Below are 26012 nucleotides of genomic sequence, written 5' to 3' on the forward strand. Positions count from 1 at the left end.
TGATCCGCTAGTCCTCTGCCGCGTCAGGAGTTTCACCGTGACCACTCAGCCCGCGTTCGCCGACCGCCACATCGGGCCGGACAGCCAGGCCATCGCGACCATGCTCGCCGTCATCGGGGTCGACTCCCTCGACGACCTCGCCACCAAGGCCGTCCCGACCGGAATCCTGGACAAGCTGACCGCAGGCGCCGCGCCTGGTCTGGACGCCCTCCCACCGGCCGCCAGCGAGGCCGAGGCCCTGGCCGAGCTGCGGGCCCTGGCCGACAGCAACACCGTCGCCGTCTCGATGATCGGGCAGGGCTACTACGACACGCTCACCCCGCCGGTATTGCTGCGCAACATCATGGAGAACCCGGCCTGGTACACCGCCTACACCCCGTATCAGCCCGAGATCAGCCAGGGAAGGCTGGAAGCGCTGCTGAACTTCCAGACCATGGTCACCGACCTGACCGGGCTGGAGATCGCCAACGCGTCGATGCTCGACGAGGGCACCGCGGCCGCCGAGGCCATGACGCTGATGCACCGCGCCTACCGCGGGCCCGCCAACCGGCTGGCGGTCGACGTCGACGTGTTCGGCCAGACCGCCGCGATCCTGGCCACCCGGGCCAAGCCGCTGGGTATCGAGATCGTCACCGCCGACCTGCGCGACGAGCTGCCCGAGGGCGACTTCTTCGGGGTCATCGCCCAGCTGCCGGGGGCCGGCGGCCGGATCACCGACTGGACCGCACTGGTGGAGCAGGCCCACGACCGCGGCGCACTGGTGGCCATCGGCGCGGACCTCCTGGCGCTGACCCTCATCACACCGCCGGGCGAAATCGGCGCGGATGTCGCGTTCGGCACCACCCAACGGTTCGGCGTCCCGATGGGCTTCGGCGGACCACACGCCGGATACCTGGCGGTGCACGCCAAGCACGCCCGGCAGCTGCCCGGGAGACTCGTGGGAGTGTCGGTCGACAGTGACGGCACCCCGGCCTACCGGTTGGCGCTGCAGACCCGCGAACAGCACATCCGCCGCGACAAGGCCACCAGCAATATCTGTACCGCCCAGGTGTTGCTGGCGGTGATGGCCGCCATGTACGCCAGCTACCACGGCGCCGACGGGCTGGCCGGCATCGCGCGCCGCATCCACGCCCACGCTGACGCCATCGCCGGCGCCCTGGGTGAGGCGCTGGTGCACGACCGGTACTTCGACACGGTGCTGGCCCGGGTCCCCGGCCGTGCCGACGAGGTGATCGCCGCGGCGAAGGCCGGCGGGGTGAACCTGTGGCGCGTCGACGCCGACCACGTTTCGGTTTCCTGCGACGAGGCGACCACCGACGCGCACGTGGCGACCGTGCTGGCCGCCTTCGGCGTCACCGCCGCGCCCGCCAGCACCGACATCGCAACGCGCACATCGGAATTCCTGACCCACCCGGCGTTCAGCCAGTACCGCACCGAGACTTCGATGATGCGCTACCTGCGCACCCTGGCCGACAAAGACATTGCGCTGGACCGCAGCATGATCCCGCTGGGTTCGTGCACCATGAAGCTCAACGCCGCCGCCGAGATGGAGTCGATCACCTGGCCGGAGTTCGGGCGTCAGCACCCGTTCGCGCCTGCTTCGGACACCCCGGGCCTGCGACGGCTGATCAGCGACCTGGAGAACTGGCTGGTGGCGATCACCGGCTATGACGCGGTTTCGTTGCAGCCCAACGCCGGTTCGCAGGGTGAGTACGCGGGCCTGCTGGCCATCCACGACTACCACGCCAGCCGTGGTGAGCCGCATCGCGACATCTGCCTGATCCCGTCCAGCGCGCACGGCACCAACGCGGCGTCGGCCGCGCTGGCCGGGATGCGGGTGGTCGTGGTGGGCTGCCTGGAAAACGGCGACGTCGACCTGGCCGATCTGCGTGCCAAGGTCAGCGAGCACGCCGACCGGTTGTCCGCGCTGATGATCACCTACCCGTCCACCCACGGCGTTTACGAACATGACATCGCCGAGATCTGCGCGGCCGTGCACGACGCCGGCGGTCAGGTCTACGTCGACGGCGCCAACCTCAACGCGCTGGTCGGTTTGGCCCGGCCGGGCAAGTTCGGCGGCGACGTCAGCCACCTGAACCTGCACAAGACGTTCTGCATCCCGCACGGCGGCGGCGGCCCCGGTGTCGGGCCGGTGGCGGTGCGCGCACACCTGGCCCAGTTCCTGCCGGGCCACCCGTACGCTCCGGAACTTCCCGGCGGGCATCCGGTGTCGGCGGCGCCCTACGGGTCCGCGTCGATCCTGCCGATCAGTTGGGCGTACATCCGGATGATGGGCGGCGACGGCCTGCGGGCGGCGTCGCTGACCGCGATCGCGTCGGCCAACTACATCGCACGGCGACTCGACGAGTACTTCCCGGTCCTCTACACCGGCGAGAACGGCATGGTCGCGCACGAATGCATCCTGGACCTGCGCGGCATCACCAAAGCGACCGGCGTGACGGTCGACGATGTGGCGAAACGATTGGCGGACTACGGCTTCCACGCTCCGACGATGAGCTTCCCGGTGGCCGGCACGCTGATGGTGGAGCCGACCGAAAGCGAGAGCCTGGCCGAGGTGGACGCCTTCTGCGAGGCCATGATCGGGATCCGCGCCGAGATCGACCGCGTCGGGTCCGGGCAGTGGCCGGCGGACGACAACCCGCTGCGCGGGGCACCGCACACCGCCGAGTGCCTGCTCACGTCGGAGTGGGAGCACCCCTACACCCGGGAGGAGGCCGCCTACCCGCTGGGGAAGGCGTTCCGTCCCAAGGTGTGGCCGCCGGTGCGGCGCATCGACGGCGCCTACGGCGACCGCAACCTGGTCTGCTCGTGCCCGCCGATCGAGGCGTTCGCGTAACGGCCCTCAGCCGAAGCGATCGATGATGGCTTGGGCGATGCGCTCGGGCGCGTCCTCCTGAATGAAATGCTTGGCGGTCGGAAGTTCGACGACCACCAGGTCACGAAATGTCGCGCGCAGCCGGGGGATTGCCGGTCCGGGCCGGAATGCGACGTCCCGCATGCCCCAGACCACCAAGGCGGGTTTGCCGCCGAGCAACGCGGGCACCTCGCGGGCCAGCCGATCCAGCAGCGGACGCGCTGCCAGCAGCTCCTTGGGCAGCACCGCCACGCCCACCCGGGCCGCGGGGTCGGGCTGCACCCGGCGGTAATGGTCCAGGACCGCTTGCTTCGGCAGGATCTCGGTGCCGGCCGGAATGAGCCTTTCCACGAAGAAGTTTCGCTGCAGGATCGCCCACTGCATGACTCGGCTGGACATCACCTTGCTGAACATCCTGGTGCTGAAATCCTCGGTGGGCCAGAACCAGGTATTGCCCAGGACGACGCCGCGCACCCGGTCGGCGCGCTCGATTGCGACCGCCAGGCCGATCGGACCGCCCCAGTCCTGTCCCATGGTGACGTAGCCGTCCAGACCGAGGTGGTCGACGAATTCGCCGAGCACCGCGGCATGTTCGGCGACGGTGTACCCAAAGCCCGCCGGACGCTCCGAGAGGCCAAAGCCCAGGTAGTCCACCGCGATGCAGCGGAAGCGGTGCCGCAGTGCCACGACGATGTCGCGGTAAAGGAAGCTCCACGTCGGGTTGCCGTGGCAGAACAGGATCGGTGGGCCCTCGCCCTCGTCGATGTAATGCACGCGACCCCGCGAGCTGTCGAACCACCGCGACTCGAATGGATAGAGCTGCGGGTCGGGCGTGAATTGCGGGCTCATCGCCTAGCTCAGGAAGGTGTTCACCGCGGTGGTGAGGTCGGGAGTCGCCGACGTGGGCAGATTCTGATAGCTGCCGCCGCTGAGCCGGGCGACGGCTTCCCAGGTCGCCCGGTCCGGGTCGCCGCCGAAGTCGATGACGTTGACCGCGATCGGCTTGGCCGGGTCGGCCGCAGTCTTGATGAACTCCTGCAGGCCAGGTCCGTCCAGCGTCTGGTCCGTGTGCGGCCCGGCGGTGATGACCAGGATCGAGTTGTTCTGGCCGGCACGATAATTGGCCAGCATTTCCTGGTAGATCATCCGCAGCGTGGTGAACGACACCGCCCCGCCACCGGACGAATACTGCTTGTCCAGCGCGGCCTGCAACGCCGCCGAGCGCGGCTGGCCGTTGACCTGGTCGGCCAGCGGCCCGATCGGCACTTCCGCCCGGCCCTCGTGTCCGTCGAATGTCCACAGCCCGACGGCAGCGCTGGGCGGTAACGCCTTGATCCGGCCGTTCAGCGCCGCAATGACGTTGGCGAGCCGCGTCTTGCCGCCGCCGTCGTCGTTGGGCAGCGACTGGTCGAGCATGATGGTTGCGGCCACGCCGGTCGAAGGCGCTGCCAGGGTATCGGCCAGCATCACGCGGGTGGCCTCGTCGCCGACCGACAAGGTGGCTGGCAGGGCCGGGAAGCCGGTGACCGAGCTGCTTGGCGGCTTGACCCCCTCGGCCCGGAAGCCCGCCTTGGCCAGCCGCTCGAGTTGCTCCGGCTTGTGCATGTACCGGGAGAAGGCACTGGCGGCCGTGGTCTGTTCCCGCGACAACCAGGAACCGCTGAGCAGCACGGTCGGGTAGTCGGCCACCGCGGCAGGCCCGGGCGGCAGCCAGGAGGCCAGTTTGCCCTTGGCGTCCGAGGTCGACTCGCCGCGCTGGAACAGCTGCTGTTCGGTGGTGACGACCGCGTGCACCGGCGCGGCCGCCGGGTCTCCCGGCTTGAGCAGCGCGTTCATCGCCTCGGTCAGCGAGTCGTCGGAGAGCTTGGGTTGCCCGCTCAGCACGGTGCGCACGGCGCCGATGCCGGCGGTCGGGGGAGAGCCGCCCGGCGCCGACGCGGACGCGATCGCCTCGCTGGCCAAGAACGAGGCGTCGCCGTTGCCGGTCTCCGGCACGGCCAGCCGCAGCGAGCCCCATGCGGGGGCATTCAGCCCGGCCATCGAGTTCGGATTCGACTGCAGGCCGGGCAGCGCCCCCCAGTTCTGCTTCGAGAGCACCTGCTGGAACTCCGGCCGGATCGCGAGCACCACCGGCGACGTCACGAGCGAACGGCTGTCGCTGATCGTCTTCTGGCCCGTCGCGCTGGACAACCGGGCCGCCGAGATCGAGCTGCCTGGGATCCACAGACCTGGCTGGTTGCCGAGTTCGGCCGGCCACTTGCCGATGAAACCACCGATGACGGCGTCGGAGTTGGCGGGCTTGACCGTGACCTCGACGCAGCGGTCACCGACGGGGCCGGCGGACGCGTTGTAGCTGTCCGCGAACTGCTTGACCTGCTCGGCGATCGTCGGGTCCGCCAGCACCGCGACCGCGTCCTTGCCGCCCACGCAGCGCGCGGCAGCCGTGTGCGAACGGTGCGACAGCGCGTCGCCGAAGAAGCGCCACACGATAACCCCGGCCACCACCACGACGACGGTGACCAGCGCAACGATCACGCCGATGCTGACGCCGCGGCGGCCGCCTGCGCTGCGGTGCCCGCCCAGCCTTTCGCCGAGCCCCCGGTGCCCACCGCGAAACAGCGGTGGCGGGGGGGTTGCCGGCGTCTCCGCGGCAGGCGGCTCGAATTCCGACGGCCGCTGCCCGAAGTCCGGGTACTCGTCGTCGGGATACTCATGATCGGGAACATCGGGGCCGACGGAACTGGCGGGCCCTTCTTGCGGGACTCCGAAATGCCCTTCGTCGGGCTCCCGAAAGTGCCCGAAGTCCTCCGGGTAATCCGAGTCCTCGAACTCACGGGAAGGCTCAGCGACCGGTTCCGGTTCGAAATCGGGGGCCGATTCTTCCGGGTCGGGCTTGCTGTGCCTACCCACTCGCGCGTGCCTTAAATTCCCGTCGGCGGCGGTGCAGGATCGGCTCGGTGTAGCCGTTGGGCTGCTGGCCGCCTTCCAGGATCAGGTCTTGGGCGGCCAGGAAGGCGATGCTGTCGTCGAAGTTGGGCGCCATCGGCCGGTAGGCACGGTCGCCCTCGTTCTGCTTGTCCACCAGCGGGGCCATCCGCTCCAGGCTGGACCGCACGTCCTCGCGGGTGATCACCCCGTGCCGCAGCCAGTTGGCCAACAACTGGCTGGAGATGCGCAGCGTGGCGCGGTCCTCCATCAGCGCGGTGTTGTGGATGTCGGGCACCTTCGAGCAGCCGACGCCCTGTTCGACCCAGCGCACCACGTAACCGAGGATGGACTGGCAGTTGTTGTCGACCTCCTCGCGGACCTCCTCGGGGGCCCAGGCCAGTTCCTTGGCCAGCGGAATGGTCAGCAGTTCGTCGATGGTGGTGCGCTTCTTGCCCTGCAACTCCTCCTGCACGGCGCCGACGTCCACCTGGTGGTAGTGCATGGCGTGCAGGGTCGCCGCCGTCGGGGACGGCACCCACGCGGTGGTGGCGCCGGCCTTCGGCTGGCCGATCTTCTGCTCGACCATGTCGGCCATCAACTCGGTCATGGCCCACATGCCCTTGCCGATCTGGGCCTTGCCCTTGAAGCCGGCGGCCAGTCCGGTGTCGACGTTGGCGTCCTCGTAGGCCTTGATCCACGTGGTGCTCTTCATCGCACCCTTACGGATCATCGGGCCGGCCTCCATCGAGGTGTGGATCTCGTCGCCGGTGCGGTCCAGGAAGCCGGTGTTGATGAACACCACCCGGTCCGCGGCGGCCTTGATACACGCCTTCAGGTTGACCGTGGTGCGGCGCTCCTCGTCCATGATGCCGACCTTCAACGTGGCCTGCGGCAGTCCCAGCACGTCCTCGACGCGGCTGAACAGCTCACAGGTGAACGCGACCTCTTCGGGCCCGTGCATCTTGGGCTTGACGATGTACACCGAGCCGGTGCGACTGTTGACCAACGGGCCATTCAGCCCATCGTTGTCCGAGCCGGACCTGAGCCCGTGAATCGCGGCCAGGCCGGTGAACAACGCGTCCTGAATGCCCTCCGGCACCTCATTACCTTCGGCGTCCACGATGGCGTCGTTGGTCATCAGGTGGCCGACGTTGCGGACGAACAGCAGGCTGCGCCCGGGTAGGGTCAGCTCGCCGCCGTCGGGCGTGGTGTAGGTGCGGTCCTCGTTGAGACGGCGGGTGAAGGTCTTGCCACCCTTGGCGACCTCCTCGGCCAGGTCACCCTTGTTCAGGCCCAGCCAGTTGCGGTAGCCGAGCACCTTGTCGTCGGCGTCGACCGCGGTGACCGAGTCTTCGAAGTCCATGATCGTGGTGACCGCCGACTCGAGCACCACGTCCTTGATGCCGGCGGCGTCGGTCTTGCCGATCGGCGAGTCGGGGTCGATCAGGATCTCGATGTGCAGGCCGTGGTTGACCAGCAGCACCGACCAGTCGGGGGAGCCCAGCTCGCCGCGGTACCCGACGAACTTCTCCGGGCTGGCCAGGGTGGTGGAGTCGCCGTCGAGGGCGACCTGCAGCTGGCCGTCCTCGATGCTCAGGCCGGTCACGTCCGCCCAGGAGCCCGACGCCAGCGGGACCGCCCCGTCCAGGAACTCACGGGCGTAGGCGATGACCTTGTCACCGCGCACCTGGTTGTAGCTGTCGCCCTTCTCGGCGCCGTCGTCTTCAGGGATGACGTCGGTGCCGTACAGGGCGTCGTACAGCGAGCCCCACCGCGCGTTGGAGGCGTTCAGCGCGAACCGGGCATTGAGCACGGGCACCACCAGCTGCGGGCCGGCGGTGCTGGTGATCTCGTCGTCGACGCCTGAGGTGGTGATGGTGAAGTCTTCCGGCTCGGGCAGCAGGTAGCCGATGTCGGTGAGGAACTGGCGGTAGGCGTCCGGGTCCAGCGGCTCCAGCACCCGGTGCCGGTGCCACTTGTCGATCTGGGCCTGCAACTCGTCGCGCTTGGCCAGCAGCTCCTGGTTGCGCGGGGTGAGGTCGGTGACCACCTTGTCGACGCCGGCCCAGAAGCTGTCCGGGTCGATACCGGTGCCGGGCAGGGCCTCGTTGTTCACGAAGTCGTACAGCACCTGGGCGACGCGCAGATTGCCTTGGGCTACCCGATCAGTCATTGTTCTCCTCCGTAATGGCCTTTCCGGCCCCTCAACTAACCCGGGACCAGGCCCGACTAGCTACCATCACCCTACCGAGCAACAGCCTGACGAGCGTAGCCCGACCGGCACACAATGCCAGGTCACGGCACGCTGACAGGCTCGCCCGCAGCCACGCGACGGGCGTCCTTGGAATCGCTTTTCGGCAACGCGGGCACGAGGAATTTCGTTCCATGCATCAGCTCACTGATACCCGCGGCCGCTCAGATCATACGGTCAATCACCGGCACCATCGTCGCGCATGCTGCCGACGAGGTCCTCGACCAGATCTTCCAGCGCCACCACAGCAACGATCTCGCCCTGCACGGTGCCGTTGTCAGCGGTCACCAAGGCCAGGTGGCTGTTGCTGCGGCGCATCCGGGACAGGGCGTCGGGCAATCCGAGCGACTGCGGTACCCGCGGCAAGGCACGCACCAGGGACAGGTCGATCACCGTTTCCGGATCGTCGCCCAGGGCCAGCACGTCCTTGATGTGCAGGTATCCCAGGAAATTACCGTCGCGGTCCACCACCGGGAAGCGGGAATAGCCGGTCTGGGCCAGGGCCTCTTCCACCGCGCCGATGGTCGGTCCGGAGCCCGGTGCGGCAACCGAGACCGCATGCACTCGGGCCAGCGGCACCGCGACATCCCCGACCACCCGGGTGCGGACCCGCAGGGCACGGGTCAGGCGGATCTGTTCCTCGTTGTCGAGCAAACCCTCCGAGGAGGATTGGGCGATCATCTCCGACAGCTCGGCGGTGGACACCGTGATGTCGAGCTCGTCCTTGGGCTCGACGCCCACCGCCCGCAGGACCCCGTTGGCGCATTTGTTGTAGAAGGCGATGACGGGCCGCGCCGCCTGCACGTAGGGCAGATACGCCGGAACCAGCAGCATCGCGGTGCGCTCCGGGCCGGCCAGCGCGATGTTCTTCGGCACCATCTCGCCGAGCAACACGTGCAGGATCACCACCACGGCCAGCGCGATCGCGAACGCCAGCGTGTGCAGCAGCGCGGGATGCATCCCGGTCAGCCCGAGCAACGACTGCAGCAGCCCGGCGACGGCCGGCTCGGCGATGCGGCCGAGCAGCAGCGAGGCGACGGTGACACCCAGTTGCGCGCCGGCCAGCATCGCGGGCAGCTGTTCACCGGCCCGGATGACCGTGACCGCTCGGGTCCGGCCCTGCTCAGCCAGCGCCTCCAGCCGGTCCCGGCGCGCCGAGATCATGGCGAACTCCGCGCCGACGAAGAACGCGTTCAGGGCGATCAGCAGGACTGCCAGCAGGATCGCCACCACCGGGTTCATCGCTCGGCCCCGTCGGCAGCACTGTCCGAGGGTTCGACGGGACTGGCCCACTCGGACAGCTCCAACAGGTCGAGTCGGCGACCGTCCAGCTGCACCACCTTGGCCCGCCACCGCGTCGCCTCGTCGGGCAACCCGTCGCGGTCCAGCGCGGGCAGGTCCACCGTCTCACCGGGCTCCGGAATGTGTCCGAGTTCGCGCAACACCAAGCCGCCGATGGTCTCGTATGGCCCTTCCGGGGCCCGGTAGCCGATCGCAGTCTCCACCTCGTCGATGCGCAGCAGGCCCGAAACCCGCCATCCGTTCTCGGATGCCACCACGTCCGGTGTCGCGTCGTCGTGCTCGTCGCGGACGTCGCCGACGATCTCCTCGATCAGGTCCTCGACGGTCACCATGCCGGCGGTGCCGCCGTATTCGTCGACCACCATCGCGGTCTGCAGCGAGTTCGCCCGGATCTGCGCCATCACGGCATCGCCGTCCAGGGTCGACGGCACCACCGCGATCGGCTTGGCGATCGTCGTCAGCAGGGTTTTCGCCCGGTCGGCACGTGGCACCGCGTACACCTGCTTCACATGCACGATCCCGACTGTCTCGTCGAGGTCACCACGCACCACCGGGAAGCGGGAGAAGCCGGTCGCGGCGACGGCGGCGATCAGGTCACTGATCGTGTCGTCGGTCTGCAGGGCAACGATCTTCGAGCGGGGTGTCATCAACTCCTCGGCGGTCAGCGAGCCGAATTGCAGGGAACGGTGCATCAGCGACGCGGTCACGTCGTCCAGCGCGCCGCGGCGCGCCGAGCGTCGTACCAGCGACACCAGTTCCTGCGCGGTGCGGGCAGAACGCAGCTCCTCGGCGGGCTGGATGCCGAGCCGGCGCACGATCCAGTTCGCGGCACCGTTCGTCATCCGGATCGCCGGGGTGAACAGCACGGAGAAGAACCACTGAGGCAGCACGACGGCACGGGCGGTCCGCAGCGGCCGGGCCACGGCGAGATACTTGGGCACCAGTTCGCCGAACACCATGGACACCGAGGTCACCACCGCCAGCGCGGCGAAACCGGTGATCGCGTCGGCCAGCCGGTCGGGCGTGCCGATGCGGTCCAGCCAGCCGTGCGGGAGGTCAGCCACCAGCGGCTCGATCAGGTAGCCGGTGGCCAGCGTGGTGATGGAGATTCCCAGCTGCGCGCCCGACAACTGAAACGACAGCCGGCGGTGGGCCCGCCGGATGAACCCGTCGCGCCTCGCCCCGCCGCGCGCGTTGGCCTCCACGGTGCTGCGGTCCAATGCCGTCAAGGAGAATTCCGCCGCGACGAATACCGCGGTGCCGAAGATCAAGGCCAGGATGGCCAGCACGCTCACCGCGGTGCCGGAGTGATTCATGAGCCTTTCACCAGCCGGTGGGCAGCGGGTGCCCTTCGGCGAAGCCCGCCGCCGACTGCACGCCGACGATCGCCCGCTCGTGCAACTCTTCCAGGTTCGCCGCGCCCACATAGGTGCAGGTGCTGCGCACGCCCGCGGTGACGTGGTCGATCAGGTCCTCGACGCCGCCGCGGTCGGGGTCCAGCCCCATCCGCGATGTCGAGATCCCCTCCTCGAACAACGCCTTGCGGGCCCGGTCGAACGGGCTGTCCGCGCCGGTGCGCGCCACCACTGCACGCTTGGAAGCCATGCCGTAGCTCTCTTTGTAGGGCCGGTCCTCCCGGTCCCGCATCAGGTCGCCGGGGGATTCGTAGGTGCCGGCGAACCAGGACCCGATCATCACGTTGGACGCGCCGGCCGCCAGCGCCAGCGCCACGTCGCGGGGATGGCGGATCCCGCCGTCGGCCCACACGTGTCCGCCCAGTTCCCTTGCCGCGGAGGCACATTCGAGGACCGCGGAGAACTGCGGCCGGCCGACGCCGGTCATCATCCGGGTGGTGCACATCGCGCCGGGACCCACGCCCACCTTGACGACGTTCGCCCCGGCTTCCAGCAGGTCCCGCGTCCCCGCCGCCGAGACCACGTTGCCGGCCACCAACGGCACCCCGAGGCCCAGGGAGGCGACCGTCTTGATCGCTTCGATGGTCTTGAGCTGGTGTCCGTGCGCGGTGTCGATGACCAGCACGTCCACGCCCAATTCGGCGAGTGCCTGGGCGCGTGCGCCGACGTCGCCGTTGATGCCCACTGCCGCCCCGACCCGCATGCGGCCCTTGGCGTCGACGGCCGGGCTGTACAGGCCGGCGCGCAGGGCGCCCGTGCGCGTCAGCACACCTGCCAGCGACCCGTCCGCGCCGGTCACCACCGCGACATCGATCGGAGCGTGTTCGAGCAGATCAAAGATCTTGCGCGGTTCGGTGCCGGCCGGGGCGGTCACGAAGTCGGTGGCGGCGATGTCGCGGACCCGGGTGAAGCGGTCCACGCCCACGCAGGCCGACTCGCGCACCAGCCCGATCGGGCGTCCCTCGAAGACAACCACCGCGACGCCGTGCGCCCGCTTGTGGATCAGCGCCGTGGCGTCCGACACCGAGTCGTCGGGCGCCAGCGTGACCGGGGTGTCCAGCACCAGGTCTCGGCTCTTGACGAAATCGACCGTCTGCTGGACGGCCGGGATCGGCAGATCCTGTGGCAGGATCACCACGCCACCGCGCCGCGCCACCGTCTCGGCCATCCGGCGGCCGGCCACCGCGGTCATGTTTGCGACGACCACCGGGATGGTGGTCCCCGACCCGTCGACGGTGGAGAGGTCCACGTCGAACCGCGACGCGACGTCGGACCGGTTCGGCACGATGAACACGTCGTTGTAGGTCAGGTCGAACGCTGGGCGGTGCCCGTCCAGAAATCTCATCTAGTGCAACTCGCTAAGCAGGTACTTCGCTCCGGTCTCCGCTCCACAACGTGTGGAACTTCTTGCTCGGGTCCTCGTCGGTGCGCCCGTAGGTGTGCGCGCCGAAGAAGTCCCGCAGGCCTTGGGTCAGGGCGGCCGGCAGGCGCTCGGTGCGCAGCGCGTCGTAGTACGACAGCGCCGACGAGAACCCCGGAATGGGGATACCCAACTGCGTGGCGGTCACCACCACCCGGCGCCAGCCGTCGATGGCGGCCTCGATCGCGCTGCGGAAATAGGGCGCAACGATCAGCGTCGCCAGGTCCGGGTCGTCGTCGTAGGCCTCTTTGATCCGGTTGAGGAACTTGGCCCGGATGATGCAGCCCCCGCGCCAGATGGTGGCCAGATCGCCGGGGGTGACACCCCAGTCGTATTCGGCGCTGCCGGCCTGGATCTGGTTGAAGCCCTGCGCGTAGGCGATGATCTTGGACGCGTACAGGGCCTGCCGGACGTCCTCGATGAATTGCGCCGCGGCTTCATCGTCGCCGGCGATTCGCCGCCCTAGCTCGCCCGAGGCAAGCCCGGTGGTGGCCTTACGCTGGGCCACCGAGCCCGACAGCGCCCGCGCGAACACCGCTTCGGCGATCCCGGTCACCGGCACGCCGAGATCCAGCGCCGACTTCACCGTCCAGCGGCCGGTGCCCTTCTGCTCGGCCTCGTCCAGGATGATGTCGACCAGCGGCTTGCCGGTCTTGGCGTCGTTCTGCCGCAGCACCTGAGCGGTGATCTCGACCAGGAAGCTGTCCAGGTCGCCCTTGTTCCACTCGTCGAAGACGTCGGCGATCTCCCCGGCCGTCTTGCCGAGTCCGTCGCGCAGCAGCTGATACGCCTCGCCGATGAGCTGCATGTCGGAGTATTCGATGCCGTTGTGCACCATCTTCACGAAGTGTCCGGCGCCGTCGGGTCCGATGTGGGTGCAGCACGGCACCCCGTCGACGTGCGCGGAGATCTCCTCGAGCAGCGGCCCCAGCGAGGTGTAGGACTCCGCGGGCCCGCCGGGCATGATCGACGGCCCGTTCAGGGCACCTTCCTCACCGCCGGAGATCCCGGCGCCAACGAAGTGCAGCCCGCGCTCCCGTATGGCCTTCTCGCGGCGGATGGTGTCGGTGTAGAGAGCGTTGCCGCCGTCGATGATGATGTCGCCTTCTTCCATGGCGTCGGCGAGCTCGTTGATGACGGCGTCGGTGGGGTCGCCCGCCTTGACCATGATGATGACCCGGCGCGGCTTTTCCAGGGCCGCAAGGAATTCGGGGATCGTTTCACTGCGCACGAAATTGCCCTCGGAACCGTGCTCTTTCAACAGCGCATCGGTCTTGGCCACCGAGCGGTTGTGCAGCGCCACGGTGTAGCCGTGCCGGGCGAAGTTCCGGGCGAGGTTGGAGCCCATGACCGCCAGGCCGGTGACGCCGATCTGGGCTGTCGCAGTCTTCGAATCCGACGAACTCATCTGTTGCCTTTCGATCGGGCCTTCGTTGGATGGACACACTGTGACACAGCAGACTTCTGGCGGTCCAAAGGGTTTGGCTTGGCGTCAGGCGGAGACCAACCGGTGCAGCTCCGTCAGCCACGGTACGGCCAGCGCGATGGTCGGCACCACCAGCACCGCCGCCGCGGCCAGGTAGACCACCGCGGACAGCAGCGGGCTGTTGCCGCTGCCGTTGAGCCGTCGTACCCGCAGCACGGTGCTGGCGCCGCCGGCGGCCAGCGCACCCGAGGGCGCGCGACCGGAAGCACAAGCGACCAGCGCCCGGGCCAGGGGAGCGCGACCGGTGGCGCGGACGGCAGCGTCGTCGGCCAGCAGTTCCACCAGCAGCTGCACGGCACCCAGCGCGTTGGCGCTGCGTACCAGCCGGGGGAACGCGGCGTAGAGGGCGGTGAACGCTTCCAGGACGAGGTCGTGCCGGGCGCGCAGGTGAGCCCGCTCGTGAGACAGGATCGCGGCTACTTCGTTGTCGCCGAGTGTGTTCAGTGTCCCTTCGCTGACCACCACCCGGCTGCGCACGCCGGGCAGGCAATAGGCGAGAGGCTGCTCGACGTGCAGGATGCGCAGGTCGCGGGGCACCGAACACGGCTGGCCCAAGGCGGCATCGTGGTCGATCCCGACCAAGTCAACGACCATGCGGTGGCGCGCCCGGCGCCGCCGGGTGGCGATGGCCACCCGCGCCGCGGCGACCGCCAGCCGCGCACCGACCATCAGGGTCAGGGCGAAAACGGCTATGTAGGCCGACCACAGCGGCCAGCCGAGGCGACCTTCGGCGTCCAGGACTCCCGCCGTCGGCCGACCGTCCGGGCCCGGCATCAGCAACCGGCTGGCAATCGCGATCCCGGCACTGAACGTGGACAGCACGGCGGCCAGGGCGACGGCCTGCCAGAGCACCATCGCGGCCCGTGGAGCGCGCTGCGGCCAGGAGGCGCGGGCCAACAACGCCGGTGTCGGGCCAGCCAGCAGCACCGCAAGGATGGTGAAGGCCAGCGCAGACACGCTGTGATTCTCCCTTAGTCGTCGGCCGGAGGTCCAGCAGATGTCGAATTGCGGTGATTTGCTTCGAGTTCGGTGAGTGCGCGGCGCAGTGCGGCGGCCTCATCAGCACCGACCCGCTCGACGAAGTGCACCAGCGCGGCCTGCCTGCTGCCGGAGTCCTCGGCCTGGGCCAGCGCGTCCACCATCAGCCCTGCTACCAGTTCATCGCGGCCATGCACCGGCGCGTAGCGGTGGGCGCGGTCGTCCCGGAGCTGGGAAACCAGGTTCTTCTTGGCCAACCGCTGCAGCACGGTCATAACGGTGGTGTAAGCGAGATCGCGTCGTGCCGACAACGCTTCGTGGACCTGGCGAACAGTCTGGGGTTCCGGCATGGACCAGAGGTGGTCCATCACGGCGCGTTCCAGATCCCCCAGCCGCGTCAGCTTGGCCATAGTTCATCTCCTGAGCGTTGATGACAGCTTACTCCGATTACTACCGAGTGTCGTATCTAGCGCCGTGTTGGTTCCCGCACACCACAACACTACGCAATCAATGCTTGCGAAATTAGGGCAGCCTTGCCTATGCTGATGACGGTCGAGCGAAAGAAAAGGCCGCGGAGAGTCCTGAGGGCTGCAGTGACCCCCGGCCTACTCGATCGGCGAGCCCCGTGCCACGCGCACGGGGCTCGCCCGTTTTTCCGGGCCGCATAACCCATGGTGTAGACACAAGGACGTGTCATCAGGGCCCGATTCGGATTTCGTTGCCGCGTTCGACAGCGAGCTCGGTCTGCAGTTCACCGAACTCACTCCGGACAGCGCCCGCGCGCAGCTGGAGGTGAAACCCAAGCTGCTGCAACCGATGGGCCTGGTACACGGCGGGGTTTACTGCTCGGTGATCGAAAGCATGGCCAGCGTGGCCGCGTACACCTGGCTGAACGCAAACGGCGGTGGCGGAAACGTGGTCGGCGTCAACAACAACACCGACTTCTTGCGCGCCATTAGATCCGGCACCGTGTACGGCAAGGCCGAACCCATACACCGCGGTCGCCGTCAGCAGCTCTGGCTGGTCACCATCACCGACGACGACGACCGGATCGTGGCCCGGGGTCAGGTCCGCCTACAGAATCTTGAGCCTTAAGGTCAACTGGCTCTTCGCGCTATGGCTTCGGCACCTTGCGCCTCGGCAGCCAGTTCCGCCAGCTGTTCCAGGCGCGTTCGCGCGAACGCCTGCTGGTCGGTGATGGTCAGCTGACCGCGCCGAGTGCTCAGGAAGGTCACCGTCCACGACAGCAGCGTGGTGATCTTGGTCTTGAACCCGATCAGGTACACCAGGTGCAACACCAGCCAGATCAGCCAGGCGATGAAACCGCTGAACTCCAAGGGACCGATCTTGGCCACCGCGGAGAACCGCGAGACCGTGGCCATCGAGCCCTTGTCGAAGTACTGGAACGGCTCACGCTCGGCCGGGTCCGCGCCGGCGAGCTCCGACTTGATGTTGTTGGCAACGTATTTCGCGCCCTGGATGGCACCCTGCGCAACGCCAGGCACACCCTCGACGGCAGCCATGTCGCCGACCACAAAAACGTTGGGGTGTCCCGGGATCGACAGGTCGGGCAGCACCTTGACTCGGCCGGCGCGGTCGAGTTCGGTGTCGGACTGCTCCGCGAGGTCACGGCCCAGTCGGCTGGCCTGCACCCCGGCGGACCAGACTTTGCAGGCCGATTCGATGCGCCGCTCGGTGCCGTCGGCGTCCTTGACGGTGATGCCGTTGCGGTCGACGTCGGTGACCATGGCACCCAGCTGGATCTCGACGCCCAGCTTCTCCAATCGTGCCCTCGCCCGATCGCCGAGCTTCTCGCCGAACGGAGGAAGTACCGCGGGTGCGGCATCGAGCAGGATCACCCGCGCCCGGGTCGAATCGATGTGCCGGAAGGCACCCTTGAGGGTGTATTCGGCGAGTTCGGCGATCTGCCCGGCCATTTCGACACCGGTGGGGCCGGCGCCGACGACAGTGAAGGTGAGCAGTTTGGCGCGGCGTTCCGGGTCGCTGGACCGTTCGGCCTGCTCGAACGCGCTCAGGATGCGACCGCGCAACTCCAGCGCGTCGTCGATGGACTTCATGCCCGGCGCGAATTCGGCGAAGTGGTCGTTGCCGAAGTAGGACTGCCCGGCGCCGGCGGCGATGATCAGGCTGTCGTAGGGCGTCTCGTAAGTGTGGCCCAGCAACTCCGATACGACAGTCTTGCGGGCCAGGTCGATGTGCGTGACATTGCCCAGCAATACCTGGACGTTGCGCTGCTTACGCAGCACGACGCGGGTCGGAGGAGCGATCTCGCCCTCGGAGATGATGCCGGTGGCGACCTGGTACAGCAAAGGCTGGAACAGGTGATGGGTGGTGCGCGCGATCAACTTGATGTCGACATCAGCGCGCTTCAGTTTCTTTGCCGCGTTGAGTCCACCGAACCCCGATCCGATGATGACGACCCGGTGGCGATGACGCGCCTCAACTGTGGGTTCCTGCTGGGGACTCATGTTCCGCTGCTCCTGACCGGGGGCTCCTTGACGGGCGACTGAAGTTAGCTAGTACCCCCTATAAGGTTAGTCAACCTATCGGCACAAACCCAGCCATGAGCCTGTGTAATGAGCCACACCGAGCGAAGGCTCGACAGTGGACGCTTGCGGCTACAGTCCGAAAACCGGGCGCAGCGCTTCGGCGACCTTGGTGATGACGCCGGGGATGTGACTCGTCGGGATGTTGACGATGGCTCCCTGCACTCCCGCTTCCAGCACCTTGGCCCGGACCTGTTCGGCGATCTGCGCTGGGCCGCCGATCGCCATGCGCCCGCTCATGCTCGGCGGGACTTGGTCGGGATCGGCGTTCTCGTCGAACACGACTGTCAGCATCAGACTCGTTTCCAGAGTCGACGGGTCCCGACCGACTTCCGCGCAGCGGGCCTTGACCGCGTCCACCTTGCGGGGAAGTTCGTCGAACGCCGCCACGATGTTGAGGTGGTCGGCGTAGCGGGCCGCCAGCGCGAACGTCTTCTTCTCGCCGCCACCGCCGATCAGGATCGGAATCCGGTCGCGGAAACGCGGTTCGGCCATGGCCGATTCGGTGCTGTACCACTTGCCGGAGAAGGTGGGCCGCTCGCCCTTGATCATCGGGTCGATGATCTGCAGCGCCTCGTCCAAGCGACTGAACCTGTCGGTGAACGTGCCGAACTCGAAGCCGAGCTGGCGGTGTTCCAGTTCGTACCAGCCCGCCCCGATGCCCAGGATTGCCCGCCCGGCGCTGACCACGTCCAGCGTGGTGATGACCTTGGCCAGCAACGTGGGGTTTCGGTAGGTGTTGCCGGTTACCAAGGTCCCCAATTGCAGGCGCTCGGTGGCGGTGGCCAACGCCCCCAAGGCGGTGTAAGCCTCCAGCATCGGCTGATCCGGCGTGCCCAGCATCGGCAGTTGGTAGAAGTGGTCCATCACGAAAAGCGAGTCGTAGCCCGCTGATTCGGCTTCACGCGCCTGATCGATGACGGTGGAGAACAGGTTCTCGACACCTGTCCCGTAAGAGAAGTTAGGGATCTGAAAACCGAGCCGAATCGCCACGGTGTCTACCGTAGCCCCCGGCTACCGAAGCGGATCAGGCGAACTGAGCGAGCGCCCCGTGGCTGACGTGCAGCGTCTGGCCGGTGATGTGGCGGGCCGCCGCGGTGGTGAGGAACAGCGCCAGGCGCGCAATCTCGTCCGCGACCGGCGCCGGTGTGCGCGACAGCCCCTCGTAGCCAGGCTGGACGCTGCGGCCGCACGCCACCGCGTTGACCGTGATGCCCCTGGTGCCATAGATCTCCGCCTGCCCGCTGACCCAGCTGGAAAGTGCGGCTTTGATCGACGCGTCGACACTTCCGGTTGCCGGGTTTTCGGCCAGCACGCTGATGATGTTGCCGCCGGAGCGCAGGTGGTCACCGACGCACTGGACCGTGAGCACCGCCGAGAGCAGCGTGGTGTCCAGCGCCCGGCGCCATGCAGTGGCGGTGTCGGACAACGAATACGTACGAGGGTCGCCGGCTTCCCAGGTCGGTGCCGGGATGTTGACGATGGTGTCGAGGTGGTGCGGGAACAGGCTCCGCGCTTCCTCGAGGCTGCCGGGATCGGTGACGTCGCAGACGATCGCGTCCACATCGAGTTCCTTGGCAACGACCTCGAGGTCACTGCCGCGCGCGCCCACCAGAGTGACCTTGTGGCCGTCGTCGCGGAAACGCTCGGCTACCGTGCGCCCCAGATCGGTATCTCCGCCGGTAACCACAACCTCCACTGCCATGACCTCCTCGTGCGATGGCATCGAACTCCGCCCATGTTACTGGACAGTAGCTATTCGGCGAAACCGCAGGCGCATCGACGCGCGGACGAATTACGTAACTATTCGGCTGTGGTGGTCCCAGGGTTAGGTTTGACCAATGCATCGCATCGGCTGGGTCGCGATAGTGCTGGTCGCGAGCTTGACTTCGTGCACCTCCGGCGCGCAGCAGAATTCGATCGTGGTGTTCGCCGCCGCGTCGCTGAAGCAGGTGTTCACCCAGTTAGGGGACCGATTCAAGAGCGATAATCCGGGGGCCGGCGTCCAGTTCAATTTCGCCGGTTCCTCGGAGTTGGCGACGCAGTTGACCCAGGGGGCCACCGCTGACGTGTTCGCGTCGGCCGACACCGCGCAGATGGACAGGGTCGCCGCCGCCGGCCTGGTGGCGGACGGCCCGACGACGTTCGCCAGCAACACGCTGACCATCGTCACCGCGCCGGGCAATCCCAAGCACCTTCAATCCTTCGCCGACCTGGCCAGACCGGGATTGAGTGTGGTCATCTGCCAGCAACCGGTGCCGTGCGGATCGGCGACCCGGCGCATCGAGGAGGCGACCGGCACGCAACTGCATCCCGTCAGCGAGGAACCCAGCGTCACCGACGCCCTGAACAAGGTCACCACCGGACAGGCCGACGCCGCACTTGTGTACGTGACCGATGCCGCGACCGCCGGAGCCCAGGTGGCGACCGTCAAGTTCCCTGAAGCCGCGAGCGCGGTGAACTCCTATCCGATCGCGGTATTGAAGAAGGCGCCGCAATCCGCGCTGGCCCGGAAGTTCGTGGCCACCGTGACGGGCGGGACGGGCCGGGGGCTCCTGGACCAGGCCGGCTTCGCCCGCCCCTGACGACGCCAGTGCCCTCGCTCACCAACCTGCCGCGCTGGGTGTACATCCCGGCCGCCATCGGGACGGTGTTCATCGGGTTGCCGCTGGTGGCGACGGCCGCCAAGGTCGACTGGCCGCACTTCTGGTCGTTGATCAGCAGCGACTCCTCGGCGACGGCGCTGGTGCTGAGCCTGAAGACGGCCGCGGCGAGCACCGCCGTATGTGTGGTGCTGGGCGTGCCCATGGCGTTGGTGCTGGCCCGCAGCCAACTGCGAGTGGTGCGTCTGCTGCGCCCTTTGATCCTGTTGCCGCTGGTGCTGCCCCCGGTCGTCGGCGGCATCGCGCTGCTCTACGCGTTCGGCCGGTTGGGTTTGGTCGGGCGGTATCTGGAGACCGCCGGCGTCAGCGTGGCGTTCAGCACCACTGCTGTCGTGATGGCGCAGACCTTTGTCTCGCTGCCCTTTCTGGTGATTTCGCTGGAGGGTGCCGCGCGCAGCGCCGGTGGCGACTACGAGGTGGTGGCGGCGACGCTGGGAGCGCGGCCGACCACGGTGTGGTGGCGGGTGACGCTGCCGCTGCTGGTGCCGGGCCTGGTGTCCGGCGCGGTGTTGGCCTTCGCGCGGGCGCTGGGGGAGTTCGGCGCTACCTTGACGTTTGCCGGTTCGCTGCAGGGCGTGACCCGGACGCTCCCACTGGAGATCTACCTGCAACGCGTCGATGACCCCAATGCCGCAGTGGCACTGTCACTTCTGCTGGTGGTGGTGGCGGCGCTGGTGGTGCTGGGGCTGGGCTCACGGCGCCTGACCGGACCCGACGCGCGGTAGCCGGCGATGAGCGAACTGCAGCTGCGCGCGGTGGTCACCGCCCGGAATCTGGACCTGGAGTTCACGGTCTCTCCCGGTGAGGTGGTAGCGGTGCTGGGACCCAATGGCGCCGGCAAGTCGACCGCGCTGCATGTGATCGCGGGCCTGCTCCGGCCCGATGCGGGTCGGGTGCGGTTGGGCGACCGGGTGTTGACCGACACCGCTGCGCGGGTAGAAGTCGCCACCCACCGCCGCCGGGTCGGTCTGCTCCTGCAGGACCCCTTGCTGTTTCCGCACCTCACCGTTCTCGGCAATGTCGCCTTCGGAGCTGCCTTCGGGACAAACAGCCGGCGCAGCAGGCGTTCTGATCGGGCGTCGGCGCTGCGCTGGCTGCGCGAGGTGGACGCCGAACAACTCGCGGAGCGCAAGCCGCGGCAACTGTCGGGCGGGCAGGCCCAACGCGTGGCGATTGCCCGGGCGCTGGCCGCGGAGCCGGAAATTCTGCTGCTCGACGAGCCTCTCCGCGGACTCGACGTCTCCGCGGCCGCGTCGATCCGTGCTCTGCTGCGCGGCGTGGTCACCGACAGCGGTTGCGCGGTCATCCTGGTCACCCACGATCTGCTGGACGTGCTCACCCTGGCCGATCGGGTGCTGGTGCTGGAGTCGGGGAAGATCGCCGAAATCGGGCCGACGGCCGCCGTGCTGAGTGCGCCGCGTAGCCGTTTCGGCGCCCGGATCGCGGGGGTGAACCTGGTCAGTGGAACGATCGGCGGCGACGGGGCCCTGTACACCGGTTCCGGTCAGAAGTGGCACGGCATCGCGGATTCGGCGGAGCTTCGCGACGGCGACGCCGCGGTTGCGGTGTTCACCCCGGCAAGCGTCGCCGTCTACGACATGCCGCCCCACGGCAGCCCGCGCAACACCGTCGAGGTGACCGTTGCCGAGTTGGACACCCGCGGACATGCGGTCCTGGTGCGCGCCGCGGACCAGCCCGACGGGGGGCCGGGGCTGGCAGCCAGCATCACGGTGGACGCCGCGGCGGAATTGCAGCTCACGGTCGGAACCCGGGTGTGGTTCAGCGTCAAAGCCACCGAGGTAGCGCTGCACCCGGCCTTTCGCCGGTCCACGAACTGGGGAGACACCGGGTAGTCTTTCCTTGCTTCGCAGCGGCAACACGGTAGGTTCGTGCCCATGCATCAGGTGGACCCGAACCCGTCACGCCGCAAAGGATTACTGGCATCGCTGGCCATTGCCGCCGCGACCAGTGCCAGCGTCGTCACCATCGCCTTGCCGGCTACCTCGAGCGCCGACCCGGAGCCGGTGCCTCCGCCGTCACCGACCGTCGCGCCGCCGGCCGCGTCACCGACACCTGCGCCTGGAGCAACCCCAAGCACGCCGGCAACCCCGCCGCCAGGGGCCAGCCCTAGCCCGACCCCGAACGCGCAGCCGGGTGACCCCAATGCGGTGCCGCCACCCGCGGATCCGAACGCGCCACCCCCGCCGGACCCGAACGCCGGGCGAATCACCAATGCCGTCGGCGGATTCAGCTTCGTCCTTCCGCCTGGCTGGGTGGAATCCGACGCCTCGCACCTGGACTACGGTTCGGCGCTGCTGAGCAAGGCAGCCGGTGAGGCCCCGATGCCCGGCCAGCCGCAACCGGTGGCCAACGACACCCGCATCGTGCTGGGCCGGCTGGACCAGAAGCTCTACGCCAGCGCCGAGGCCACCAACCCCAAGGCGGCCGTCCGGCTCGGCTCGGACATGGGCGAGTTCTTCATGCCGTACCCCGGCACCCGGGTCAACCAGGAGACCGTGCCGCTCAATGCCAATGGCGAGTCGGGCAGCGCGTCGTATTACGAAGTGAAGTTCAGTGACGCCACCAAGCCGGTGGGCCAGATCTGGACGGGCGTGGTCGGGAACCCGGCCGGGGCCACCGGCGGACCGCCGCAGCGCTGGTTCGTGGTGTGGCTGGGCACGTCGAACAATCCGGTGGACAAGAACGCCGCGAAGGCGCTGGCCGAGTCGATCCGGCCTTGGAATGCACCAGCAGCCCCCGCCGCCCCGCCTCCGGAAGGGGTTCCCGGCGCGGTTCCTGGCGCACCGGCGCCCGCCCCCGTGGCGCCAGCGCCCCCGGTTGCGCCCGCGCCGGACGCGGGTGCGCCGGCACCCGCTCCCGCTCCGGCTCAGGTTCCCGCGCCGGCCCCGGCACCGGCCCAAGCACCGGCCGCCGGGGCGCCGGCGGCGACCGAACAGCGGAGCCAGCCGGCCTGACCTCGGCAGGCGCCGCAAATCGACGCTTGAATCGTTATCCAGAAGGCGTATACCGAAGTCACAACCCAGCAATGGGGCTGGGATGGCGATAGGAGACCCTGATGGACATCGTTGCCGCTACCGAATTCCTTGCTCGCTCGTCGACCCTCACCAGCGTGGGCTGGATCGGCTACATCATCATCGGTGCGCTGGCCGGCTGGATCGCCGGCAAGATCGTCAAGGGCGGCGGCTCGGGCATCCTGATGAACATCGTGATCGGTGTGGTCGGTGCGTTGATAGGTGGCTTTCTGCTCAGCTTCGCCTTCGACACCGCGTCGGGCGGCTGGTGGTTCACCTTCTTCACCGCGATCCTGGGCTCGGTGATCCTGCTGTGGCTCGTCGGGCTGGTACAGCGGCGCGGTTAGGACCGGACGCCTTGGCGGCATGGTCCTTCGCGGCATGATGGGGTAATGGCGCCGCCGACCGCCCGGACGATGACCGCGTGGCAGGTGCGTGCACCCGGGCCTATGCGGACCCAGCCGCTTGAACGCGTCAGCACCGCGGTTCCGCGGCCCGCGCCGACCGAGCTGCTGGTGGCCGTGCTGGCGTGCGGGGTGTGCCGCACCGACCTGCACGTCACCGAGGGTGACCTGCCCGTGCACCGCGAGCGGGTAACTCCCGGCCACGAGGTGGTGGGGGAGGTGGTCGAGGTCGGCTCAGCCGCCGGCGACGCCTTCAAGGTGGGCGACCGGGTGGGCATCGCCTGGCTGCGACACACCTGCGGGACGTGCAAATACTGCCGCCGGGGCGACGAGAACCTGTGTCCGCAGTCCCGTTACACGGGTTGGGACGCTGACGGCGGCTACGCCGAGTTCGCCACGGTGCCAGCCGCTTTCGCACATCACCTGCCGGCGGGTTACAGCGACAGCGAGCTGGCGCCGCTGCTGTGCGCCGGGATCATCGGCTACCGCTCCCTGTTGCGCGCCGAGGTGCCGCCGGGAGGCCGGCTGGGGCTCTACGGATTTGGGGGTAGCGCGCACATCACCGCCCAGGTCGCGTTGGCGCAGGGTGCAGAGGTGCATGTCATGACCCGCGGCGCCGCGGCGCGTGAGCTGGCGCTGGGGCTGGGCGCTGCGTCGGCGCAGGGTGCCTCCGACCCGCCGCCGGTTCCACTGGACGCGGCGATCCTGTTCGCCCCGGTCGGCGATCTGGTGCTACCCGCGCTCGAGGCTCTCGACCGGGGCGGCACGCTCGCGATCGCCGGAATCCATCTGAGCGACATCCCGTCGCTCAACTATCAACGACATCTGTTCCAGGAGCGCCAAATTCGATCGGTCACTTCGAACACGCGAGCCGATGCCCGTGGGTTCCTCGACTTCGCCGCGCAGTATCACATCGACGTCACCACGCCGGAATACCCGCTGGGACAAGCCGATCGGGCGCTGACCGATCTCAGCTCGGGCCGGATAGCCGGAGCCGCGGTACTTCTGGTGTAGGTCAGCTGGACAGGTGCCAGACCAGCGCCGCGGCCAGGGCGCCCACGCCGTTCAACGACCAGTGCAGCGCGATCGGCGCGATCAGACTGCCGCTGCGCCTGCGCAGCCAACTGAACACGAAGCCGGCCGTGCCGGTGGCCAGGACCGCGAGCGTCACACCGGCCACCATGCCGAAGACGCCGCCGCCGAATAGCCGGGTGAAGCCGACGTTATTGCTGGTCAGGCCCAGCGAGGTGGCGATGTGCCACAACCCGAAGAGCAGCGATCCGGCCAGCGCGACGCCACGGAACCCCCAGGCCCGATGCAACGTGCCGTGCAGCACGCCGCGGAAGACGAGTTCCTCGGGAATGACGGTCTGCAACGGGATGATGACCATCGAGGCAATGACCGCACCAGAGATCGTCGCGTAGTGGTTGTTCAGGAACATCGGCCGGGTGATCGGCAGCAGCACCCCGACCGCGATCACCGACACCACCAGCGCCACCGCGGCCAGCGCGTAGCCCATCCCGGATCTCCAGTGCTCGCGGCCCAGACCGAGTTCAGCCCAATCCAATCCGCGCCAGCGAAGTAGCAGGACCAGCCCGACGGCGGCTGCCGGGACGGTCGCGATGCTCGCCCAAGCGGTCGTGAAGTGCGCGATCAGGTTGGTCAACACCAGGACCGCGACGACCACGACGATGTCTACGTGGATACGAAACCTGTCCGGTTGCACCGGCGCAGCACAGCCCGGTTCCAGGATTTGGTGACGCATTGGGGCGATTCTACCGGCGTAGCGATGGGCGCTGCCTAGCTTTCCCGCACCGCAAGCCGGCGGCGGACGTAGTTTTTGTACTCGTCGGAGAGGGCCTCGGCGGCCAGGAGCCGGGGGAGCAACTCGGGTTCTGACATCTTGGCGCGGAAGACCATGCCGATCGTCACGTCGTGGTCGGGCCGGTCGACAATGGTGATCTCGTCGCCGGCCTGAACGGTCCCCGGCTCGAGCACCCGGAGGTAGGCGCCCGGTTTACCGGCCTGGGTGAAGGTCTTCATCCAGTGGCTCAGCTCGAGGAACGCCGAGAAGGTCCGGCACGGCGTTCTGGGCGCGGAAACCTCCAGCAGCAACCCCTCGGTGCCGACCCGCCAGCGCTCACCGATCCTGGCCCCGGTGACCTCGACGCCCGTGGTGGTCAAGTTCTCACCGAACATCCCATGAGTGAGGGTGCGATCGAGCTTGGTCTCCCACTCGTCGAGATCTTCCCGGGCGTAGACGTAGACGGCCTGGTCGTCACCGCCGTGGTACTTGCTGTTGCCGATCGTGTCGCCGACGAGCCCGCTGCCCAGCCCGCCGCGCTTGGGGCCTGGCGCCCGGACCAGGACCGGCTCGGTGACGGCGACCTTGTCGATGCCGGTGACTTTCTTCATGGCGCGCGGATCGGGGTTGGGACGACCGCCAGCTACGTTGACCGACAACACTTTCGCCACTCGGACAGCGTAGCGAGCGATCGGCCTGTCTGTGGGCCGGCGCAGTATCGCACTCCGTTAGCCCCACCGGGCCCGCCCCACCCGAGGACGACCCACCACCCTTTAGACCGCCGACAGCCGCCATTCACCCGGCACGCCTTTGAGTTGGTGCGCGCCGCGGTCCTCGAAGGCCAGCCCCGACCCGATCACCAGATCGCGCAGCGTGCTGGACACCAG

General features: G+C 68.3%; 22 protein-coding genes. 8 read left to right on the top strand and 14 right to left on the bottom strand.

What is annotated here, in order from left to right; translation table 11 throughout:
- Nucleotides 1–37 precede the first annotated feature (37 nt).
- Nucleotides 38–2857 carry an aminomethyl-transferring glycine dehydrogenase gene (gcvP, locus tag A9X01_RS21505; protein WP_065122679.1) on the top strand — a complete coding sequence of 940 codons (2820 nt, stop codon included), beginning with the start codon at nucleotides 38–40 and terminating at the stop codon, nucleotides 2855–2857.
- Between the two features lie 6 nt (nucleotides 2858–2863).
- Here the strand turns inward: gcvP and A9X01_RS21510 are convergent, their stop codons facing one another.
- The 9 genes from A9X01_RS21510 to A9X01_RS21550 all read right to left on the bottom strand — a co-directional run bounded on the left by A9X01_RS21510 (nucleotide 2864) and on the right by A9X01_RS21550 (nucleotide 15065).
- Nucleotides 2864–3724, bottom strand: coding sequence for a haloalkane dehalogenase (locus A9X01_RS21510; RefSeq protein ID WP_065122680.1), 861 nt, complete (start codon nucleotides 3722–3724; stop codon nucleotides 2864–2866).
- A gap of 3 nt (nucleotides 3725–3727) precedes the next feature.
- Entirely contained in the window at nucleotides 3728–5785 is a 2058-nt protein-coding gene (locus tag A9X01_RS21515; RefSeq protein ID WP_065122681.1) for a substrate-binding domain-containing protein, read from the bottom strand.
- Complete coding sequence (locus A9X01_RS21520; protein ID WP_065122682.1) at nucleotides 5778–7976, bottom strand: malate synthase G; 2199 nt, start codon at nucleotides 7974–7976, stop codon at nucleotides 5778–5780. Before A9X01_RS21520 ends, A9X01_RS21515 begins: the two co-directional genes overlap by 8 nt.
- 255 nt (nucleotides 7977–8231) lie before the next feature.
- The gene (locus tag A9X01_RS21525) at nucleotides 8232–9296 is read right to left on the bottom strand and encodes a hemolysin family protein (protein ID WP_065122683.1); all 1065 of its coding nucleotides are present in this window, start codon (nucleotides 9294–9296) and stop codon (nucleotides 8232–8234) included.
- Entirely contained in the window at nucleotides 9293–10672 is a 1380-nt protein-coding gene (locus tag A9X01_RS21530) for a hemolysin family protein (RefSeq protein ID WP_065122684.1), read from the bottom strand. Before A9X01_RS21530 ends, A9X01_RS21525 begins: the two co-directional genes overlap by 4 nt.
- Nucleotides 10673–10679: 7 nt before the next feature.
- The gene (locus A9X01_RS21535) at nucleotides 10680–12116 is read right to left on the bottom strand and encodes a GuaB1 family IMP dehydrogenase-related protein (protein ID WP_065122685.1); all 1437 of its coding nucleotides are present in this window, start codon (nucleotides 12114–12116) and stop codon (nucleotides 10680–10682) included.
- 13 nt (nucleotides 12117–12129) lie between these two features.
- The gene (gene gnd, locus A9X01_RS21540) at nucleotides 12130–13599 is read right to left on the bottom strand and encodes an NADP-dependent phosphogluconate dehydrogenase (protein WP_065122686.1); all 1470 of its coding nucleotides are present in this window, start codon (nucleotides 13597–13599) and stop codon (nucleotides 12130–12132) included.
- Nucleotides 13600–13683: 84 nt separating this feature from the next.
- Nucleotides 13684–14634, bottom strand: coding sequence for a M56 family metallopeptidase (locus tag A9X01_RS21545; RefSeq protein WP_065122687.1), 951 nt, complete (start codon nucleotides 14632–14634; stop codon nucleotides 13684–13686).
- A gap of 14 nt (nucleotides 14635–14648) precedes the next feature.
- Nucleotides 14649–15065, bottom strand: a complete 417-nt coding sequence (locus A9X01_RS21550) for a BlaI/MecI/CopY family transcriptional regulator (RefSeq protein WP_065034744.1) — start codon at nucleotides 15063–15065, stop codon at nucleotides 14649–14651.
- 280 nt (nucleotides 15066–15345) lie between these two features.
- Here A9X01_RS21550 and A9X01_RS21555 point away from each other — a divergent pair, with 280 nt between their 5' ends.
- On the top strand, nucleotides 15346–15750 hold the full coding sequence (locus A9X01_RS21555) for a PaaI family thioesterase (protein ID WP_065122688.1): 405 nt from the start codon (nucleotides 15346–15348) through the stop codon (nucleotides 15748–15750).
- Between the two features lie 2 nt (nucleotides 15751–15752).
- Here the strand turns inward: A9X01_RS21555 and A9X01_RS21560 are convergent, their stop codons facing one another.
- From A9X01_RS21560 to A9X01_RS21570, 3 genes are all read right to left on the bottom strand, one after another.
- Nucleotides 15753–17144 carry an NAD(P)/FAD-dependent oxidoreductase gene (locus tag A9X01_RS21560; RefSeq protein WP_065122689.1) on the bottom strand — a complete coding sequence of 464 codons (1392 nt, stop codon included), beginning with the start codon at nucleotides 17142–17144 and terminating at the stop codon, nucleotides 15753–15755.
- 150 nt (nucleotides 17145–17294) lie between these two features.
- The gene (locus tag A9X01_RS21565; protein WP_065122690.1) at nucleotides 17295–18215 is read right to left on the bottom strand and encodes an LLM class F420-dependent oxidoreductase; all 921 of its coding nucleotides are present in this window, start codon (nucleotides 18213–18215) and stop codon (nucleotides 17295–17297) included.
- Between the two features lie 34 nt (nucleotides 18216–18249).
- The gene (locus tag A9X01_RS21570; RefSeq protein ID WP_065122691.1) at nucleotides 18250–18927 is read right to left on the bottom strand and encodes an SDR family oxidoreductase; all 678 of its coding nucleotides are present in this window, start codon (nucleotides 18925–18927) and stop codon (nucleotides 18250–18252) included.
- Nucleotides 18928–19063: 136 nt separating this feature from the next.
- Between A9X01_RS21570 and modA the strand changes: the two genes are divergently transcribed.
- The 6 genes from modA to A9X01_RS21600 all read left to right on the top strand — a co-directional run bounded on the left by modA (nucleotide 19064) and on the right by A9X01_RS21600 (nucleotide 24335).
- Nucleotides 19064–19807, top strand: a complete 744-nt coding sequence (gene modA, locus A9X01_RS21575) for a molybdate ABC transporter substrate-binding protein (protein WP_065122692.1) — start codon at nucleotides 19064–19066, stop codon at nucleotides 19805–19807.
- An 8-nt stretch (nucleotides 19808–19815) separates the two neighbouring features.
- Entirely contained in the window at nucleotides 19816–20610 is a 795-nt protein-coding gene (locus A9X01_RS21580) for an ABC transporter permease (protein WP_172832579.1), read from the top strand.
- A 6-nt stretch (nucleotides 20611–20616) separates the two neighbouring features.
- Nucleotides 20617–21738, top strand: coding sequence for a sulfate/molybdate ABC transporter ATP-binding protein (locus A9X01_RS21585; protein ID WP_065122693.1), 1122 nt, complete (start codon nucleotides 20617–20619; stop codon nucleotides 21736–21738).
- 42 nt (nucleotides 21739–21780) lie between these two features.
- Entirely contained in the window at nucleotides 21781–22860 is a 1080-nt protein-coding gene (locus tag A9X01_RS21590; RefSeq protein ID WP_065122694.1) for an alanine and proline-rich secreted protein Apa, read from the top strand.
- A 101-nt stretch (nucleotides 22861–22961) separates the two neighbouring features.
- On the top strand, nucleotides 22962–23264 hold the full coding sequence (locus A9X01_RS21595; protein WP_065036923.1) for a GlsB/YeaQ/YmgE family stress response membrane protein: 303 nt from the start codon (nucleotides 22962–22964) through the stop codon (nucleotides 23262–23264).
- 45 nt (nucleotides 23265–23309) lie between these two features.
- Entirely contained in the window at nucleotides 23310–24335 is a 1026-nt protein-coding gene (locus tag A9X01_RS21600; protein ID WP_172832580.1) for a zinc-binding alcohol dehydrogenase family protein, read from the top strand.
- Nucleotide 24336: 1 nt separating this feature from the next.
- Here A9X01_RS21600 and A9X01_RS21605 read toward each other — a convergent pair whose 3' ends face one another.
- Entirely contained in the window at nucleotides 24337–25086 is a 750-nt protein-coding gene (locus A9X01_RS21605) for a CPBP family intramembrane glutamic endopeptidase (protein ID WP_065122695.1), read from the bottom strand.
- Nucleotides 25087–25121: 35 nt separating this feature from the next.
- The gene (locus A9X01_RS21610) at nucleotides 25122–25796 is read right to left on the bottom strand and encodes an MOSC domain-containing protein (protein WP_253849277.1); all 675 of its coding nucleotides are present in this window, start codon (nucleotides 25794–25796) and stop codon (nucleotides 25122–25124) included.
- Between the last annotated feature and the right edge of the window lie 216 nt (nucleotides 25797–26012).

Source organism: Mycobacterium asiaticum, from assembly GCF_001668675.1.
In the GTDB taxonomy this organism is placed as follows: Bacteria; Actinomycetota; Actinomycetes; order Mycobacteriales; family Mycobacteriaceae; genus Mycobacterium; species Mycobacterium asiaticum_D.